Raw genomic sequence first — 16,533 nt, forward strand, 5'->3', positions numbered from 1 at the left:
TGATCCGTCCGCCTCTCAGTCGGCCCGGTGGACGATCTGTCCGTCGACCACCGTCAGCACGGCCCGGCCCTTGGGAATGTCGGCGGCGGGGACGGTCATCAGGTCGATGTCGAAGGCGGTGAAGTCGCCGCGCTTGCCCACCTCGATCGTGCCCAGCTCATTCTCGCGGAAGCTGGCGTAGGCGGGCCACAGGGTGAACATCTTCAGCGCCGTCGCCCGATCCACCGCCTCGTCCGGCCGCCAGTCCGGCCCCTGGAAGCCGTTCAGATCGCGGCGCGCCACGGCGGCGTAGAACTCGATCAGGGGATCGCCGCGCTCGACCGGCGCGTCCGAGCCGCCGACCACGATCACGCCGCGTTCCACCAGCGTATGCCAGGCGTAGGCCCCGTCCAGCCGCGCGTCGCCCAGACGGTCGGCGGCGAAATGCAGGTCGCCGATGGCGTGGCTGGGCTGCATGGAGGCGATGATCGGCAGGTCGTTGAAATAGTGATAGTCGCGCGGCCGGATGATTTGGGCGTGCTCGATGCGCCAGCGCGGATCGGCCAGCTTCCACTCGGACTTGGGCACGGAACGCAGCGCCTCTTCATACCAGGCGGCGACGTCGTGATTGCCCTGATCGCCGATGGCGTGGGTGGCGATCTGGATTCCGGTCCGCAGCGCCTCCTGATACAGCGGCATGACCTCTTCGCGCGAGGCCAGCATCAGGCCGGACGTCTCGGGCCGGTCGGAATAGGGCTCGAACAGCTTGGCCCCGCGCGAGCCGAGGGCGCCGTCGGCGTAGAATTTGATCGCCCGGGTGATGATGCGCCCGTCGCCCGCGTCGCGCGGCCCGCCCGCCATCAGGGCGGGGGCGTCGCCCATGTCGATGCTGTTGTAGACCCGCAAGGGCGCCTCGCCCGCCTCGGCCATCGCCTCCAGCAGGGGCACGTCCTTCCACGGCGCGCTCATGAAATGGACGCCGGTCCAGCCATAGCGGGCGTAGACGCCGAACCCGGCGCGATAGGCCTCGCGCGTCGCCGCCGCATCCGCCTCGGGGGCCAGGCCTTCGAGCAGGGCCATGGCCCCGTCGACCAGAAGGCCGGTCGGCCGTCCGTCGGCATCCTTGAGAATCTCGCCGCCCGAGGGGGGCGGCGTCGTCGCATCGATCCCGGCCGCCGTCAGGGCGGCGCTGGACGCCGCCCGCGCATGGCCGTCGGCTCGGCTCAGCACCACCACTCGTCCCGGCGCGGCGGCGTCCAGATCGGCGGCGGTCAGGAAGCGCTTCTCGGGCCAGTGAGTCTCGATCCAGCCGCGCCCGACGATGACGCCCTCGGGGTGGGCCTCGGCCCAGGCGCTGAGCCTCGCCATGGCTTCGGCGACCGAGGCCGAACCTTCCAGGTTCAGCGTCATCTCGCGCCAGCCGATGCCGTCCAGATGGGCGTGGCCGTCGGTGAAGCCGGGGAAGAGGGTCGCCCCCTTCAGGTCCACGACCTCCAGCCCCTCGGCCGACGGCGCCGCGTCCGCCGCCCCGACATAGGCGATGCGTCCGTCGCGCACGACCACGACCTCGGCGGTCGGCCGGGCCTCGTCGCCGGTATGGATGGTCCCGCCCCGGATCAACAGGTTCTGGGCGTAGGCCGCAGGCGCGGCCGCCAGCATCAGCGCGGCCGCCAGCGGCAGGGTCGTCTTCACGGTTCGGATCATCAGCGCCTCCAGTCGCGGCGCAGGGGAGCCCCAGCCGCGCCTGGCGTCAAGCTTGCTCCTCTCCCTCCGTCATCCTCCGACAAGCCGCGAAGCGGCGCTGATCGGGGGACCCAGCGGCGCGCGTGAGCGCGAAAGATGCCGCCGCGGCGCTTGCAGCAAGATCGCCTTCGGCGCCGCTGGGTCCCCCGGTCTCCGCTGCGCTTCGCCGGAGGATGACGAAAGCGGAGGGGCGACTACGGCCGCCCCACCACCTGATCGACGGAGTTGCTCGTCACCGGGTGATACAGCGGTCGCGCTTCGGCGTAGATGCGCGTGGCGATGGGGCGGCCCCAGTCGCCTTCGGCCCACAGGGTCTGGAACAGCGGCAGGACGAATTTGCGTCGTCCCTGACTGGTCAGGAAGCGCTCGGCCGTCGCCACGGCAGGCTCGTAGCGATTGGCCAGCGCCGCCTGCAGCCAGGCGAAGGTCAGTTCGGCGTTGCCTTCGCTGTCCAGCTTCAACGTCTGCTCCAGATCAGCCATCTGGGCGGCCGTCAGCCAGTCGGCGCCGGGTTTCAGACCCTCGGGCCGCCACGACAGGAAGCGCAGGCGCTGCTGGGTGTTCCAGTCCTTCCACGGCGCAGCCGAGGCCGGGCCCTTGGCGACGTAGAAGGCCTCGGCGGCCGCGTCCACGGCTTCGAAGGCGTGCGACACGGGCGCCTGGGCGTTGGACGGCAGGCCGGGCTGGTAGATCCAGTTCTCCAACTGCAGCTCCGCCTCCAGCGCGGCGTCGCCCTTGACCAGATTCTCGCGGATGTCCTTCAGGAAGCCCACGTCGGTCATGGGCTGGAAGGCGTGTCGGTCGAAATAACCGCGCAGCCAGGCGTCGAACGTCTCGCGCCCGACGATACGCTCGATGGTGCGCAGGAAGGCGGCGCCCTTGTCATAGGGGATGCCCGACAGACCGTCGTCCGGGTCGCGCCCGGTCAGGTCCAGATGCAGGCGGGTGTCGCCCGGATCGGTGACGGCGATCTCGGCGACCAGATCGTTCCAGGCCAGGGCCTGTTCCTGCAGGGCGCGCTCGCGGCCGTAGAGCGCCTCCATGATGCGGTTCTCGAAATAGGTGGTCGTGCCCTCGTTCAGCCAGATGTCGGCCCAGGTGGCGTTGGTCACCAGATTGCCGGACCAGGAGTGGGCCAGTTCGTGCGCCACCAGCGACACCAGCGACCGGTCGCCGGCGATGATGGTGGGCGTGGCGAAGGTCAGGCGCGGGTTCTCCATCCCGCCGAAGGGGAAGCTGGGCGGCAGCACCAGCAGATCATAGCGGCCCCAGCGATAGGGGCCGTACAGCGCCTCGGCCGCATCGACCATCTGGGCGGTCGGCTCCAGCTCCCATTGGGCGGCCTTCAACCGGCTCGGCTCGGTCCACACCCCGGTGCGTTCGTCGAAGGGGGCGAAGGCGAGGTCGCCCGCGCCGATGGCGATCAGATAGGGCGGGATGGGCTGGTCCAGCTTGAAGCGCCAGGCCTTCATGCCTGAGCCTGCCGTTTCGCCGTTCGGGGTCAACTGCTCGGCCGACATGACCACGGTCAGATCGGCGGGGGCGACGATACGGGCGCTGTAGGTCTGACGGATGCCGGGGCTGTCCTGGGTCGGAATCCAGGTGCGGGTCAGGATCGCCTGGCCCTGGCTGAACAGATAGGGCTTCTGGCCGCCCGCCGTCTGTTGCGGGCTCAGCCATTGCAGGGCCGAGGCGTCAGGGCGGGTGGCGTAGGCGACGACGATCTTCTGCGTCTCGCCGCCCTGGAAGGCCGGGACGCGCACGCTCAGGGGCTGGCCCTTGATCGGATCGGCGGCGCCCAGGCTCCAGTCCAGCGGGCGGCCTTCAGCGTCGGTCACGCCCTTGATGTCCAGCATCTTGGCGTCCAGCACCACCTCGGTCGCGCCGGGGCGGCCGGTCACGTCCAGCGTCGCCGTGCCCGTCAGGGTCTTGGCCGCGAAGTCGGCGGCCAGGTCCAGATCGACGTGCGTCACCCGCGCCTCGGCCGGTCGGGCCCAGGAGTGCGGGTCGTTGACGTAAGCCGTCGCCTGGGCCGACGCGGCCGGGACCAGGGGCGACATCGGCGTCGTGTCTCCGGTCGTGGCGCAGGCGCCCAGGGACGTGGCGAGGGCGGCGGCTATAGCGAGGGCGGAAACCCGCCCGACCAGCTTCAGGGTCATCGAACGCTCCGTATCAGATGCGCCCGAAAAGGCTCCCTTGCGCCCGAAAGATCAAGCCTTTGCTGCGGTCGGCGGCAGGTGATGGGCCTTGAACAGCCGCCCCTTCTCGGCCGCCAGAACCAGCGCCAACGCCGCGACGCCCAGCAGGACGAAGCCTACGGTCATCGGCACGGTGGTGCCGTCGAACTGCTGGCCGATGGCGAAGCCCAGCAGGGCCCCGCCGATCGAGGAGATGAAGCCCTGGGCCGAGGAGGCCGTGCCCGCGATATGGCCCATCGGCTCCATGGCCATGGAGCCGAAATTGCCGGCGATGAAGCCGAAGCAGAACATCTTGCAGGCTTGCAGGGCCGCGAACACCCACAGGCTGTCGTGGCCGGTCCAGGCGATCAGGGCGTGCAGGGCGCCGAAACCGATGAAGCCGAACAGGGCCGTGTGGGCGATCAGGCGCGAGCCCAGCTTCTCGACCAGGCGCGCGTTGAGGACGGAAGCCACGGCGATGCCCGCCGCCACCAGGGCGAAGACGACGGGGAACAGGCCCGGCGCCTTGAACACGTCGAAGAAGATCTGCTGCGAGGAGTTGATGAAGCCGAACAGCGCCCCGCTGATCACGGTCATGGCCAGGGTGTAGCCCATGCCGATCCTGTTGCTCAGGGCGAAGCGGAAGGCCCCGGCGATGCGGCCGAGGTTGATCGGCATCCGGTCTTCGGGGTGCAGGGTCTCGGGCAGGCGCAGGCCCGCCCAGATCAGGAAGGCGCCGCCCGACAGGGCGAAGACGCCGAAGATCCACGGCCAGGGCGCGACCAGCATGATCGTCTGGCCCACGGCGGGCGCCAGGATGGGCACGCCCAGGAAGACCAGGAAGCTCAGCGACATGACCCGCGCCATCGTCCGCCCGGCATAGCGGTCGCGCACGATGGAGACGGCCAGCACCCGCGTCGCCGCCGCCCCGATCCCCATGCCGATCCGCGACAGGATCAGCATGTCGAAGGTGTGGGCGAAGGCGGCCAGAACGCTGAAGACGACATAGACGGCGATGCCTGTGAACAGCACAGGCCGGCGTCCATAACGGTCCGACAGCGGGCCGTAGAACAGCTGCGCCACGCCGAAGCCCAGCAGATAGGCGGTGATGACCCACTGGCGGCTGTTCTCATTGGCCACGCCCAAGTCTTCGCCGATGTAGGGCAGGGCCGGCAGCATGGCGTCGATCGCCAGGGCGTTCAGCGCCATCATCACGGCGATCAGGCAGACGAATTCGGCGAAGCCCGGCCCCTTGGGCGGAGCCTTGATCGCGGAGGAGGGGGCGCTGGTCATCGGCTCCAGATGCGGCCTGCGACAGGCTGACGCAACCCTGCAAAGGTGAAGATTTGCGCACCGCAACAATAAGTCAGGCGGCGGGCTGCGGATTCGGGGCTGTTCGTTCCTGTCACCCGGTCGTCCGGGCCGAAGTCGGGAAGAGCGGGGGCGCCTTCAGCCCTTCACCTTGATCCGCGCCGTCACCGACATGCCCGGCGCCAGCCGCTCGGCGCCCTCCTGGCCCGGATCGACGGCGATGCGGACGGGGATGCGCTGGGCCACCTTGGTGAAGTTGCCGGTGGCGTTGTCGGGGCGGATGACGCTGAACTCGGAGCCGGTTGCGGGCGAGATGCGCTCGACCTTGCCGGTCAGGACGCGTCCGCCCAGGGCGTCGACGGTGATCTCGACCGGCTGGCCGACGCGCACGTCGCGCATCTGCGTCTCCTTCATATTGGCCGTGACCCAGACCACGTCGGGGACCAGCGCCATGAACTGCGTGCCGACCGCCGCCTGCTGGCCCTGACGCACCGTCACCTCGCCCAGGCGGCCGTCGCGCGGAGCCTCGATGCGGGTATTGTCCAGATCGATCTGCGCCAGGCGCACCTGGGCGCGGGCGTTCTCGACGGCGGCCTCCAGCGAGCCCTTGCTGACCACGGCCGAGGTGACGCCGGTCTGGGCCACGTCCTCGGCGGCGCGGGCTTCGGCCAGTTGGGCCTCGGCGGCGCGCAGGGCGTTCTGGGCTGTGTCGACCTGGGCCTGGGCGACCCAGCCGCCCTCGAACAGGGCGCCAACCCGCGTCGCATCGGCGCGGGCCTTGGTCACAGCCGACTGGGCGGCGGCGATGGCGGCGCGCGTCTGGGCCACCGATCCGCGGGCCGAGGCCTGGCTCTGGGCCGAGTTGGCCAGCGCCGCCTCGGCCGAATGCAGCGAGGCCTGCGCCTGCTCCAGCCGCTGGCGATAGATCCGGTCGTCGATGGTCGCCAGAAGTTGGCCCTGCTTCACCGCCTGGAAGTCCTGCACCTCGACCGAGGTCACATAGCCGCTGACCTGGGGGCTGATGATGGTCACCTGGCCGCGCACATAGGCGCTGTCCGTGGTCTGCGGCCCGCCCGAGAAAGGCGGCAGGCGCCAGGCGTGCAGGATCAGGCTGATCCCCACAACGGCCATGGCGATCAGGGCCACGCTCCACATCACGCGGCGGCCGCTGGACGGCGGCGGCGCGGCAGGAGGCGCGGCGGGAGCGGACGGCGAGGGGGCGGCGTCGGTCATGGTTTTGTCCGGTTCAATCGACGGCCGTCGCGACGGAGGCGGCGGCGTCGGAGGCTTGCGTCTGGGCCTGGCGGGCGGCGCGGCGCGCCTCCAGCTTGGGCCGATAGTGGTTCAGGGCGACCCAGGCGGCGCCGATCGCGGCGGCCCCCGAGATCAGCAGGAAGACGTCGTTGTAGGCCAGCACCTGGGCCTGCTGGCTGACCTGCTGCTGCAGCAGGCGCAGGGCCGCGCCCTGGCGCTGGGCCGCGTCGCCGATCACATGGGCGTAGGCGCCGCCCAGCTGCTGCAGGCGCAGCACGGTCTCGGGATCGCCCAGGCTGATGCTCTCGGACAACTGGCTGGAATGGAACTTCTCGCGCAGGGTCTGGATGGTGCCGACCAGGGCCGAGCCCATCAGTCCGCCGACGTTCTGGCCGATGGAGAACAGGACGATGAAGCTGACCATGTTCTTGCCCCCGCCCTGCAGCACCTTGCCGAAGCCCAGGATCATGGTCGGGCCGATGAAAAAGGCGGCGGCGAAGGCCAGCAGGGCCTGGCTGAAATAGAGCTGGGTCGGGCGCGTCAGCACGGTGGCGTGGCTGTCGATGAAGGCGCCGACGGCGATCATGACCAGGGCGATCGAGATCGGCTTCCACAGCTTCATCGGATTGAGGGTGAAGGCGCTGACCAGGGTCCCCGCCGCCGTGGCGATCAGCATGACCACGAACAGGCCCTGCATCTGCTGCGGGACCAGCCCCATCTGCTGCAGGAAGCCGACCGCGCCGGTCGTCTGCTCGGACAACACGATGCGCACCAGCAGGATGGCCAGCAATAGCCGCACCAGATCCCGGCCTGCCAGCCACTTGAGGTCGATCAGCGGGTTGGTCCGGTTGTATTCGATCAGGACGGCGGCGGTCAGCAGCACGATCGCCCCCGCCAGGGCCCAGCCGATCCACGCCGCCTCGGTCCACCAGACGATGCGGCCCAGACCCAGCACCGCCGTCAGCAGGGCCACGCCCGGCGCGAACAGGGCGAAGGTGACGAAGTCCAGTTTCTCGAACACCCGCACCCGCTGCGACGGCGGCATCCGCAGGGCGAATACGGCGGGCAGGGCGACCAGCACCAGCCCAAGCTCGAACATGTAGAAGGCCCGCCACTGATCCAGGTCCAGCAGGCGCATGACGCCCAGCCGCGCCAGGGGAATGGCCAGGCTGGACAGGCCGACGCCGATGATGATGCCCTTCAGCCGGTGCTGCGCCGGAAAGGCCTGGATGATGTAGAGGATGCCCAGGGTCGACATCCCCGCCGCCGCCATCCCGGCCACGCCGCGTACAATCAGGGTGGAGCCGTAGTCTTCCAGAAACAGATGCGCCGCCGCCGTGGCCAGGAAGACGACCAGGATGATCTCGGTGAACAGGCGCAGGCCGTACTGCATCCGGAACTTGACCAGCAGCAGGTTCATGCAGGCGTTGGTCATGACGAAGACCACGGGCAGCCATGCCGCCTCCGTCGTGGTCACGCCCAGCGCCCCGGCCAGTTGCGGCAGGTCGGCCGTCACGGCGGCGTTGCCCAGACTTCCGGTCAGGGCCACCAGCACCCCGACGAAGGCGTAGGCCAACCGCCAGGGCGTCGTATGATCCGGCGTCGCGGGCGAACCGGGCAGGACCGGGCGCTCGTGCGGCTTCAGGGTGGCGAGGAATTCCTCCCACGGCAGGTCCCAGTGACGGCGGCTCATGCGGCCTCGCCGCGCGGCCGCACCGCGTCCAGCACCAGGGCCAGAGACCGCAGGCTGAGCGCCTCGCGCGCCTTCGCCGGGGCCGTCCGCGACGGAGCGCCCAGCATCAGGGCCAGGACGCGGATATCCTCGACCGTCAGGTCCGGACGCACCCGCCCCGCCGCCTGGGACACGGCCAGGGCCTCGGCTCCGGCGGCTTTCAGGCCCTGACGGATGGGCGCCAGGGCCTCGTCCTTCAGATCGCGGATTGCGCTGGACAAGCCCGCGCTGTCCAGCATTAGCCCGGTCATCTGCTCCAGGAACCAGATGAAGACGTCGGGGTCCTCCAGCCGCGCGCGGGTGCGTTGCGCCAGGTCGTCGATCTGCTTCAGGAAGACCGCCAGGGCGAGCTCGGAGCGGTCGGCGAAGTTTCGATACAGGGTCGCCCGTCCGATCCCTGCCTGCTCGGCGATCAGATGCAGCGGCGCGTCCAGCCCATCACGCGCAAAAGCGGTCTCCGCCGCCAGAAGCAGCTTCTCGCGACGTTCTGCGGCGTCTTGTCGCAACGGACGGGTCATGGCGCGCTAAGTGGACACTTGTGTCCGGTTAATCAAGGGGCCTCGCCCCTTTCAATGCGCAACTCGCCCGCAAGCTGCGCCGCGACGGCCTGTCGAGGCGGGATCGCCATGCTACACGTCGCACGGAAGGCCATGGAGGACGATGATGTCGGCTCGCACCTGGAAGGCCCTGACGGTCGTCGGCGCCTGCGTGATGCTGTCGGGTTGCTATTCCTGCTCGCTCAACGGCGGCTGGGAGCGGCAGATGAATCCGTTCTGCGTCGAGCGAGGCGCCCTGGTCGGCGTGGCGCCGATGTCCGTCGAGGCGTCCGCCATCCCGCCGACCGGTCGTCTGTCTGGACGGAGGACGCCGGGGAAAGCGTCGCTCTGATCCTCAAGGGGGCTTGAAAGTCAGCTGGTGCCGGTGGTCGGACTCGAACCGACACTCCTTGCGGAACCGGATTTTGAGTCCGGCGCGTCTACCAATTCCACCACACCGGCACGGCTAGGCTCAAGGCGGCGCAATCTAGCGATGACGAAGGCCGCGTCAATCGCAGACTGAAACGGCGACGTTCAACGCGGTTTGTCGCGAAACCGCGTGCCAGTGCGTTCGTCCGATGAGAAGCCCATGTCGAAATTGGTGCGGTAGGAGACGCGGGTGAGCGGCACCGGGCCCCCGTCCATATTTTCCAGACGTCCCCGGCGCGCGCCGCGCAAAGCCGCCGCGCCGAATCCACCATCGGCCGGGAATTCGGTCTCGACCACGCAGTCCGTGATCCGCCCGTCAGGGCGCGCCAGACAGGTCACCACTGCAAACCCCGCCGTATAGGTTCGGCCTTGGGGGTAATCGGGCACAGGCGCCCGGCTCCATTGAATATTCCTAGGCAATCCGTCGTCATCCAGGGCTTCCAACTCGGCATCCCGAGGATCGACCAAAGGCCTCCGGCAATCGGCCAGAGTTTGGTCGATCGCCGTGTTCGAAGGCGGCAGGTCAAGGACATACCGCAGGTTGCGTCCCTCTTCCCCCGCTCCCGCCACGACGATCTGCATAGGCCCGCCTTCGCGCATTTTGCGCGCCAGGCTGGCGGGTAACTGCGCGAAGGCCGTTTGACGGTTCTGGCCGATCATGAAGCGGTGATCGGTGATCGGCTTGTCGCCTATGCCGATGCCCAGCGTCCTTTGAGCCGATTGCAGGTCATGGGCGGGCGGCGCCTCGGGCAGGCCGCCGATCATCATCTGGAACACGCCGCGATGACATCGCGTAGCGAGGAGAATCCCATTGTCATAAACGGTGTGTGCGGCCGTCAGACGGTTCTCCGGCTGCACGATCAGATCCCAGTCCGCGGGCGCGTCCTGGGCGAGCGCGGGAACCGCAACGGCGATCGCCAGAACCGAAGCTATGTTCAGTCGATGAACGAACATCCGGCATCTGGATGATCGAGGCATGGCCAGCTCCCCCTATAATATCACCAGCCTACCCCAAGAAGGTCTATCTCGGAAACCGTTGATCTGGGAGTTCGCCAGACGATTCAGGCCGGCTCCACCGTCTGTTCGATGGCGCCGAACAGGCTGTGGTTCTTTTCGTCCAGCATTTCGATGCGGACGCTGTCGCCGTGCTTGAGGAAGGGGGTCCTGGCCGCGCCGGTCTGGATGGTCTCGACCGTGCGGATCTCGGCGATGCAGCTGTAGCCCAGTCCGCCCTCGGACACCGGCTTGCCGGGGCCGCCGTCGGCGTCCTTGTTCGACACCGTGCCCGAGCCGATGACGGTCCCGGCGCCCAGGGCGCGGGTCTTGGCCAGGTGGGCGATCAGGGTGCCGAAGTCGAAGGTCATGTCGACGCCGGCGTCGGCGCGGCCGAAGTCCTGGCCGTTGACCTGAACCAGCAGGGCGCCCGACAGCTTGCCGTCCTGCCAGCGATCGCCGAGCGCATCAGGCGTGACGAAGACCGGCGACAGGGCGCTGGCCGGCTTGGACTGGACGAAGCCGAAGCCCTTTGACAGTTCGGCCGGGATCAGGTTGCGAAGCGAGACGTCGTTGACCAGGCCCACCAGGCGGATCGCCGCCAGGGCCTCGTCGCGGGTCGCGCCCAGGGGCACGTCGCCGGTGACGACCACGATCTCGGCCTCCAGGTCGCAGCCCCAGGCCTCGTCCTTCAGCGGGATGGCGTCGCGCGGCGACAGGAAGCCGTCGGAGCCGCCCTGATACATCAGCGGATCGGTCCAGAAGCTTTCGGGCATCTCGGCGCCGCGGGCCTTACGCACCAGTTCGACGTGGTTCACATAGGCCGAGCCGTCGGCCCATTGGTAGGCGCGGGGCAGGGGGGCGGCGGCCTCATGCTCGCGGAAGCGGCCGCGCGGCACGGCTTCGTGTTCCAGGCTTTCGGCCAGGGCGCGCAGCTGGGGCTCGCAGCGCTCCCAGTCGTCCAGCGCCGCCTGCAGCGTCGGCGCGATCAGGAAGGCGTCCGTGAACCAGTTCAGGTCGTTCGAGACGATGACGAGGCGGCCGTCACGGCCGTGCTTGAGCGAGGCGAGTTTCATGGAGAGGAGGCTAGTCTCGGCCGAGGCGCTTGGAAAGCGGGGAGATGACGGCGCCGGCGCCGTTGCAGAGGGGAATTATTCGGGAGGGGTGATCACGGCCCGCGCTTCGGCGCCGGTGCGCTGAGCGGGGTCGCGCACCTCGACCTCGACGATGACGGCGCCCGCGGGCTCGTGCGCCCACAGGTAGCGGCGCTCGATCTCGACCGTGCGGCCGGACGGGGCCATGCCTTCATAGGCGTCGCCCCAGGGCGTGACGGCCTTCATCTCGTTCCAGCGCAGGCCGCAGGCGGCGTCCAGCTCCTCGATCGCCATCTCCGACAGTTCGTCGGCGTGGGGCGCGGGCGTCTCGGGGTTCACAGCCATCGGCGCACCCTCCCTTTATAGGCCTCGTATTCGGCGCCGAAACGCGCCGACAGATACCGTTCCTCGCGGGCGATGACGAAGCGGTCGATCACGATCAGGCAGGGCGCCAGCATGGCCAGGGCGATCGGGCTGTCCATGGCCACGGCGAACCCGATGTAGGTCAGGCCGAAGCCCAGGTAGATCGGGTTGCGGCTGAAGCGATATAGACCGCCGGTCGCCAGCGCCGTCGTCGGCTTCCACGGCTCGGGCGGGGTGCCGAGGCGACGGAAGGTCCCGGCCGCGATCCCATCCAGCAGCAGGCCGCCGATCACCAGAACGAAGGCCAGGCCGCGCCGCCATTCGACCGCCAGGCCCAGGGACGGCTCGCCGATCAGGCGGCCGATCCCGAACCCGGTCAGCAGGAAGGCCAGGTAGATCAGCGGCGGGGGCGCGAGGACCCCCGCATGGTCGTCCCTGGCGCTCAACGCGCGCCCTCTTCATCGCCGTAGATGGCGACGCGGGCGGGCGAGGTCGAGGAGACGGCGCCGCGATACATGCCCGAGGTGTTCATCGAGAAGGCGTGGACGCCGTCCTTGCCCATGACGATGACGCCGCCGTCGCCGCCGATGCTTCCGACCTCGGCGATCTCGGCGTCGGCGGCGGCCTGGACGGTCGCGCCCTCGGCCGTGCGGCGGCAGATGTCGCGCGCCACGGTGGCGCGGATGAAATACTCGCCCGAGCCTGTCGCCGAGACGGCGCAGCCGTCGGCGTTGGAGGCGTAGGTCCCGGCGCCGATGATCGGCACGTCGCCGACCCGGCCCCAGCGCTTGGCCGTCATGCCGCCGGTCGAGGTGGCCGCCGCCAGACGCCCCTGGCTGTCCACGGCCACGGCGCCGACGGTGCCGAACTTGCGCTCGTCCAGCGGGGCTTCATTGAGGTTGAAGGCCAGGGGCGCGGCCGGCCCCAGGCGGGTCGGTTCGGCCGGGGCGCCTTCGGGGCGCGGCGGCACGGCCTCGCCCCGATCGGTCAGGGCCTTGACCAGGGCCTGCCAGCGGCTCTCGGTGAAGAAGAAGGCGGGCGCCACCTCCTCCAGGCCGACGGAACGGGCGAAGGTCTCGGCGCCCTCGCCGATCATCATGACGTGGGGCGACTTCTCCATCACGGCGCGGGCGGCGGCGATCGGATGGCGGGTGCGGGTCAGGCCGGCCACGGCCCCGGCGGTCAGGTCCGGGCCGTTCATCACGGCGGCGTCCAGCTCGTTCTTGCCCGCCGAGGTGAAGACGGCGCCGCGCCCGGCGTTGAACAGGGGGTTCTCCTCCATCACCTCGACCGCAGCCTGGACGGCGTCGAGCGACGAGCCGCCGCGCGCCAGCACGGCCGAACCGGCGTCCAGCGCGGCTTGCAGTCCGGCGCGATAGGCGGCGTCGCGCTCGGGGCTCAGCTGGGCGCGTTCGATCACGCCGGCGCCGCCGTGAATGGCCAGCGACCATTGCGGGGCGTCTTGAGCTCCCGGAATCTGAGCAAGGGCTGGCGCGGCCAGCAGGGCGGCGGCCGCAGCGGCGGCGAAGGCGATGGATTTCATTTCAAGCTCCCCATTGTTCTTTTCCTCCCCTTTGTCGGGAGGCGGATCGGCGGCGATAGCGGACGGAGGGCGGCGCCTGACGGCGCCCGCCGCTGAAGTCTAGCGTCTATGATGCAGGCGTCGCCACAGGCGGTGGGCCAGGATGGGGGCGAAGCCGCAGACGAGGGCGGCGGCCAGGACCATCCAGAACCCGCCTCCCAGCCAGTACTCGCCCGCGAGCGCCCCGGCCCCGGCCGCCAGAAGCGGGCCGAGCCAGGGCAGCCAGTGCGGAGGCCGGAACCGCATTCAGGCGTCGACCTTGATGACGCCGCGACGGATCTGGTCCAGCTCGATCGAATCGAACAGGGCCTGGAAGTTGCCGTTGCCGAAGCCTTCATTGCCCTTGCGTTGGATGATCTCGAAGAAGATCGGGCCGAACGTATCCTGGGTGAAGATCTGCAGCAGCAGGCCTTCCTCGCCCGAACCGTCGATCAGGATGCGGTTCTTGCGCATCCGCTCCACGTCCTCGCCGTGGCCCGGCAGGCGTTTGTCGATCAGTTCGAAATAGGTCTCGATGGTGTCCTGGAAGTCGACGCCGCGTTCACGCATGGCCTCGACCGTCTCGAAGATGTTCTCGGTCGTCAGGGCGATGTGCTGGATGCCTTCGCCGTTGTAGCGACGGATGAATTCCTCGATCTGGGAATTCTCGTCCTGGCTTTCGTTCAGCGGGATGCGGATGGCGCGGTCGGGCGCGATCATGGCCTGGGAGAACAGGCCCGTCGCCTTGCCCTTGATGTCGAAATACTTCTGTTCCTCGAAGTTGAACACCGAGTTGTAGAAGCCCGACCATGTGCGCATCTCGCCGCGACGGACGTTGTGGGTCAGGTGATCCAGAATCTCCAGACCGACGCTGTTCCTGCGCTCGGCCTCTTCCCAGCCCTCGATCTCGTCCCAGGCGTCATAGAGGGAGCCGGTCTCGCCGTACTGGTCGATGACATAGAGCAGGCTGCCGCCGATGCCCTGCAGCACATAGGGGTAGTCGTTCGCCAACGCCCCGCCGTGCACGCCCTCGGCGGCGCGGGCGCCGCGCGCCAGCGCGCCATCGTAAGCCGCCTTGGCGTCAGCGACGCGGAAGGCCATGCCGTTGGCCGAGGGGCCGTGATCCCCGGCGAAGTCCGCCGCCTGTCCGGCCGGTTTGCGGTGAACCAGCATGGTGATGTCGCCCTGCTTCAGGCGGACCACGTCGTTGGCGGGATTCACATGGGTCGGGGTGAAGCCCATCAGCTCCAGACGTGAAATCATCGCTTCGGGCTCGGGGCCGGTGAATTCGACGAACTCGAAGCCGTCGACGCCGAGGGGGTTTTCCTGGTCGAGTTTGGCGGCGTCCTGCATGACGCGTCTCCTCTCTCTTATGGTTTGGCGCGGCCGGGGCCGTCATGGCGCGGCCGCTGATTGGGGCGGAACCTACTGGCGGGGCGGCATGGCGCGCAAGGCGGCTCTGGAGTGAAACGGCGCACGTTCCGGTGTCGCAGCCGCCCTTCGCCTCTCGCCCCCGCCGATGCGGCCTGCTATCGGGCGGGAGACGAGAGGCGGGGGCCTCGACCGGGACGCCTGAATGCTTCGCAAGCTCTATGACTGGGTCTTTTCCCTGGCCCGCCATCGCCACGCGACCCGATCGCTGGCCGTGGTGTCCTTCGCCGAAAGCTCCTTCTTCCCGATTCCGCCGGACGTCATGCTGGCGCCCATGGTGCTGGCCAAGCCGGAGCGCGCCTATTTCTACGCCATGGTCTGCACTGTCGCCTCAGTGCTGGGCGGGATAGCGGGCTACGCCATCGGCTATTTCCTGGAGCCGGTCGGCCTGCAGATGCTGGCCTGGCTGGGCAAGGCTGATGCGTTCGAGGCGTCCAAGGCCCTGTTCCAGCAGCACGGCGCCTGGGTCATCCTGATCAAGGGGCTGACCCCCATCCCCTTCAAGCTGATCACCATCGCCTCGGGCATCTTCCAGTTCAATCTGGCGCTGTTCATCGCCCTGTGCGTCGTGACGCGCGGCGCCCGTTTCTTCCTGGTGGCCTTCGTGCTCAAGCGCTGGGGGCCGCCCATGCTGGCGATCGTCGAGAAGCGGCTGGCCCTGTTCACCGTCCTGTTCCTGGTCCTGCTGATCGGCGCCTTCTTTATGGTCAAGCTGGTAGGACATTGATCGACGCCGGTCTCGGCCCGGTTTATGAGAGGCGCCTGGTTCCTGTGAGGCGCATATGAGCGCGATCTACAAATTGCTGACCCGCTGGTGGACGGCCTTCGCCCTGGCCGCCGCCCTGGCCATGCTGGGCGCAGCCCATGCGTTCGAGCGGTTCGGCGGCATGGCGCCCTGCAACCTGTGCCTGAAGCAGCGCGAGGTCTACTGGGCCGCCGTCGCCATCGCCGGAGCGGCCACCTTCTGGGCCCTGTTCAGCCGGGCCAGCCGGGGCACGCCGCGCATCGCCTCCTTCCTGCTGGCGGCGGTCTTCCTGACCGGGGCGATCACGGCGGGCTATCACGCCGGGGGCGAGCTGAAGTGGTGGGCCCTGCCGGCCACCTGCATGGCCGCGCCCAGCACCACCATCGACCTGTCGGCGCTGACGGCCCTGGTCGACGGCACGGGGGGAAGCGCGGGCTTCGTCTCCTGCGGCGATATTCCGTGGAGCTTCGCCGGCCTGTCGATGGCGGGCTGGAACTTTGTGATCTCCCTGGCGCTGGCTATCTTCAGCCTGCTGGCGGCGAAACGTCCCAAGGACGCCCGCGCGCCGAGGAGCTAGGATCGAAGCGTCATGACCGAAGCCGCCGCAACCGTTTCCGCCGCCCGCCGCATTCCCCTGGCGCGCCCCGGCGTGGGGCAGGACAAGGCCCGCCTGGCCGAGATGCTGCGCGTCGACCATGCGGGCGAGTTCGCGGCGGTCCACATCTACCGCGCCCAGCGCGCGGTGCTGGAAGGCCGCAAGGGCAAGGACGTCATCGCCGCCGACCTGACCGAGATGGAGGGGCATGAGGCCGTCCACCTGGCCCGCTTCGAGACCCTGCTGACCGAGAACCGGGTGCGCCCCACGGCCATGATCCCGCTGTGGAAGCTGGCGGCCACGGCGCTAGGAGCCGGGACGGCCTTGATCTCGGAAAAGGCCGCCCACGCCTGCACCGAGGCGGTCGAGAGCGTCATCGAGAAACACTACGCCGACCAGATCGAGGAGATCCGCGACCGCGACCCCGACCTGGCCGCCGAACTGACGAAGTTCCGCGAAGAGGAACTGGCCCACCACGACCACGCCATCGAGCACGGCAGCCGCGAGGCCCCCGCCTACCGCCTGCTCAGCAGCGTCATCAAGGTCGGCTGCAAGGCCGCCATCAAGATCAGCGAACGGATCTAAGCCCT

The 16,533-nt window shown here is 69.0% G+C and carries 17 protein-coding genes and 1 tRNA gene; 4 read left to right on the top strand and 14 right to left on the bottom strand.

The features are described 5' to 3' along the window. Positions 1-15: 15 nt before the first annotated feature. From ACWIDZ_RS13875 to ACWIDZ_RS13900, 6 genes are all read right to left on the bottom strand, one after another. A complete protein-coding gene (locus ACWIDZ_RS13875) occupies positions 16-1,683 on the bottom strand; it encodes an amidohydrolase (protein WP_453989794.1) in 1,668 nt (555 codons plus the stop codon). A gap of 233 nt (positions 1,684-1,916) precedes the next feature. Beyond that, positions 1,917-3,881, bottom strand: a complete 1,965-nt coding sequence (locus tag ACWIDZ_RS13880) for a M1 family metallopeptidase (protein WP_453989792.1) — start codon at positions 3,879-3,881, stop codon at positions 1,917-1,919. A 51-nt stretch (positions 3,882-3,932) separates the two neighbouring features. Further along, positions 3,933-5,192: a multidrug effflux MFS transporter gene (locus ACWIDZ_RS13885; protein ID WP_346486246.1), complete on the bottom strand. Its 1,260-nt coding sequence runs from the start codon at positions 5,190-5,192 to the stop codon at positions 3,933-3,935. Positions 5,193-5,348: 156 nt separating this feature from the next. Continuing rightward, a complete protein-coding gene (locus ACWIDZ_RS13890) occupies positions 5,349-6,443 on the bottom strand; it encodes an HlyD family secretion protein (protein ID WP_453989790.1) in 1,095 nt (364 codons plus the stop codon). A gap of 13 nt (positions 6,444-6,456) precedes the next feature. Further along, positions 6,457-8,157, bottom strand: coding sequence for an efflux MFS transporter permease (locus tag ACWIDZ_RS13895; RefSeq protein WP_312219513.1), 1,701 nt, complete (start codon positions 8,155-8,157; stop codon positions 6,457-6,459). Continuing rightward, entirely contained in the window at positions 8,154-8,714 is a 561-nt protein-coding gene (locus tag ACWIDZ_RS13900; RefSeq protein WP_453989788.1) for a TetR/AcrR family transcriptional regulator, read from the bottom strand. The genes ACWIDZ_RS13895 and ACWIDZ_RS13900 overlap by 4 nt, the downstream gene beginning before the upstream one ends. Positions 8,715-8,859: 145 nt before the next feature. On the opposite strand from ACWIDZ_RS13900, the gene ACWIDZ_RS13905 reads away from it, so the two are divergent. After that, positions 8,860-9,084 carry a hypothetical protein gene (locus ACWIDZ_RS13905; RefSeq protein WP_453989786.1) on the top strand — a complete coding sequence of 75 codons (225 nt, stop codon included), beginning with the start codon at positions 8,860-8,862 and terminating at the stop codon, positions 9,082-9,084. Positions 9,085-9,109: 25 nt separating this feature from the next. Here ACWIDZ_RS13905 and ACWIDZ_RS13910 read toward each other — a convergent pair. From ACWIDZ_RS13910 to hppD, 8 genes are all read right to left on the bottom strand, one after another. Further along, a tRNA-Leu gene (locus ACWIDZ_RS13910) sits at positions 9,110-9,194 on the bottom strand. A gap of 72 nt (positions 9,195-9,266) precedes the next feature. Next, positions 9,267-10,019: a hypothetical protein gene (locus tag ACWIDZ_RS13915; protein ID WP_453989784.1), complete on the bottom strand. Its 753-nt coding sequence runs from the start codon at positions 10,017-10,019 to the stop codon at positions 9,267-9,269. A gap of 203 nt (positions 10,020-10,222) precedes the next feature. After that, positions 10,223-11,230, bottom strand: a complete 1,008-nt coding sequence (locus tag ACWIDZ_RS13920) for a fumarylacetoacetate hydrolase family protein (protein ID WP_343831690.1) — start codon at positions 11,228-11,230, stop codon at positions 10,223-10,225. A 75-nt stretch (positions 11,231-11,305) separates the two neighbouring features. Beyond that, positions 11,306-11,593, bottom strand: coding sequence for a hypothetical protein (locus ACWIDZ_RS13925; protein ID WP_291778756.1), 288 nt, complete (start codon positions 11,591-11,593; stop codon positions 11,306-11,308). After that, positions 11,584-12,057: a methyltransferase family protein gene (locus tag ACWIDZ_RS13930; RefSeq protein WP_453989781.1), complete on the bottom strand. Its 474-nt coding sequence runs from the start codon at positions 12,055-12,057 to the stop codon at positions 11,584-11,586. The genes ACWIDZ_RS13925 and ACWIDZ_RS13930 overlap by 10 nt, the downstream gene beginning before the upstream one ends. After that, entirely contained in the window at positions 12,054-13,154 is a 1,101-nt protein-coding gene (locus tag ACWIDZ_RS13935) for an isoaspartyl peptidase/L-asparaginase family protein (RefSeq protein WP_453989779.1), read from the bottom strand. The genes ACWIDZ_RS13930 and ACWIDZ_RS13935 overlap by 4 nt, the downstream gene beginning before the upstream one ends. A gap of 99 nt (positions 13,155-13,253) precedes the next feature. Further along, on the bottom strand, positions 13,254-13,439 hold the full coding sequence (locus ACWIDZ_RS13940; RefSeq protein ID WP_125900454.1) for a hypothetical protein: 186 nt from the start codon (positions 13,437-13,439) through the stop codon (positions 13,254-13,256). Further along, on the bottom strand, positions 13,440-14,525 hold the full coding sequence (gene hppD, locus ACWIDZ_RS13945; protein WP_453989777.1) for a 4-hydroxyphenylpyruvate dioxygenase: 1,086 nt from the start codon (positions 14,523-14,525) through the stop codon (positions 13,440-13,442). Positions 14,526-14,748: 223 nt separating this feature from the next. Between hppD and ACWIDZ_RS13950 the strand changes: the two genes are divergently transcribed. From ACWIDZ_RS13950 to ACWIDZ_RS13960, 3 genes are read left to right on the top strand one after another with little or no spacing between them, the layout of a single operon-like run. Further along, complete coding sequence (locus tag ACWIDZ_RS13950; RefSeq protein ID WP_453989775.1) at positions 14,749-15,330, top strand: YqaA family protein; 582 nt, start codon at positions 14,749-14,751, stop codon at positions 15,328-15,330. Between the two features lie 55 nt (positions 15,331-15,385). Next, a complete protein-coding gene (locus ACWIDZ_RS13955) occupies positions 15,386-15,925 on the top strand; it encodes a disulfide bond formation protein B (protein ID WP_338577819.1) in 540 nt (179 codons plus the stop codon). Between the two features lie 12 nt (positions 15,926-15,937). After that, the gene (locus ACWIDZ_RS13960; RefSeq protein WP_453989773.1) at positions 15,938-16,528 is read left to right on the top strand and encodes a demethoxyubiquinone hydroxylase family protein; all 591 of its coding nucleotides are present in this window, start codon (positions 15,938-15,940) and stop codon (positions 16,526-16,528) included. Positions 16,529-16,533: the final 5 nt, after the last annotated feature.

The organism is Brevundimonas sp. NPDC055311, from assembly GCF_053645695.1.

What these genes read in the sequence shown, in the direction of transcription:
- ACWIDZ_RS13935 (WP_453989779.1), bottom strand. Translation starts at nt 13,154, where the DNA reads ATGAAATCCATCGCCTTCGCCGCCGCTGCGGCCGCCGCCCTGCTGGCC.
- ACWIDZ_RS13960 (WP_453989773.1), top strand. Translation starts at nt 15,938, where the DNA reads ATGACCGAAGCCGCCGCAACCGTTTCCGCCGCCCGCCGCATTCCCCTG.
- ACWIDZ_RS13885 (WP_346486246.1), bottom strand. Translation starts at nt 5,192, where the DNA reads ATGACCAGCGCCCCCTCCTCCGCGATCAAGGCTCCGCCCAAGGGGCCG.
- ACWIDZ_RS13900 (WP_453989788.1), bottom strand. Translation starts at nt 8,714, where the DNA reads ATGACCCGTCCGTTGCGACAAGACGCCGCAGAACGTCGCGAGAAGCTG.
- ACWIDZ_RS13920 (WP_343831690.1), bottom strand. Translation starts at nt 11,230, where the DNA reads ATGAAACTCGCCTCGCTCAAGCACGGCCGTGACGGCCGCCTCGTCATC.
- ACWIDZ_RS13925 (WP_291778756.1), bottom strand. Translation starts at nt 11,593, where the DNA reads ATGGCTGTGAACCCCGAGACGCCCGCGCCCCACGCCGACGAACTGTCG.
- ACWIDZ_RS13895 (WP_312219513.1), bottom strand. Translation starts at nt 8,157, where the DNA reads ATGAGCCGCCGTCACTGGGACCTGCCGTGGGAGGAATTCCTCGCCACC.
- ACWIDZ_RS13905 (WP_453989786.1), top strand. Translation starts at nt 8,860, where the DNA reads ATGTCGGCTCGCACCTGGAAGGCCCTGACGGTCGTCGGCGCCTGCGTG.
- hppD (WP_453989777.1), bottom strand. Translation starts at nt 14,525, where the DNA reads ATGCAGGACGCCGCCAAACTCGACCAGGAAAACCCCCTCGGCGTCGAC.
- ACWIDZ_RS13890 (WP_453989790.1), bottom strand. Translation starts at nt 6,443, where the DNA reads ATGACCGACGCCGCCCCCTCGCCGTCCGCTCCCGCCGCGCCTCCTGCC.
- ACWIDZ_RS13880 (WP_453989792.1), bottom strand. Translation starts at nt 3,881, where the DNA reads ATGACCCTGAAGCTGGTCGGGCGGGTTTCCGCCCTCGCTATAGCCGCC.
- ACWIDZ_RS13940 (WP_125900454.1), bottom strand. Translation starts at nt 13,439, where the DNA reads ATGCGGTTCCGGCCTCCGCACTGGCTGCCCTGGCTCGGCCCGCTTCTG.
- ACWIDZ_RS13875 (WP_453989794.1), bottom strand. Translation starts at nt 1,683, where the DNA reads ATGATCCGAACCGTGAAGACGACCCTGCCGCTGGCGGCCGCGCTGATG.
- ACWIDZ_RS13950 (WP_453989775.1), top strand. Translation starts at nt 14,749, where the DNA reads ATGCTTCGCAAGCTCTATGACTGGGTCTTTTCCCTGGCCCGCCATCGC.
- ACWIDZ_RS13955 (WP_338577819.1), top strand. Translation starts at nt 15,386, where the DNA reads ATGAGCGCGATCTACAAATTGCTGACCCGCTGGTGGACGGCCTTCGCC.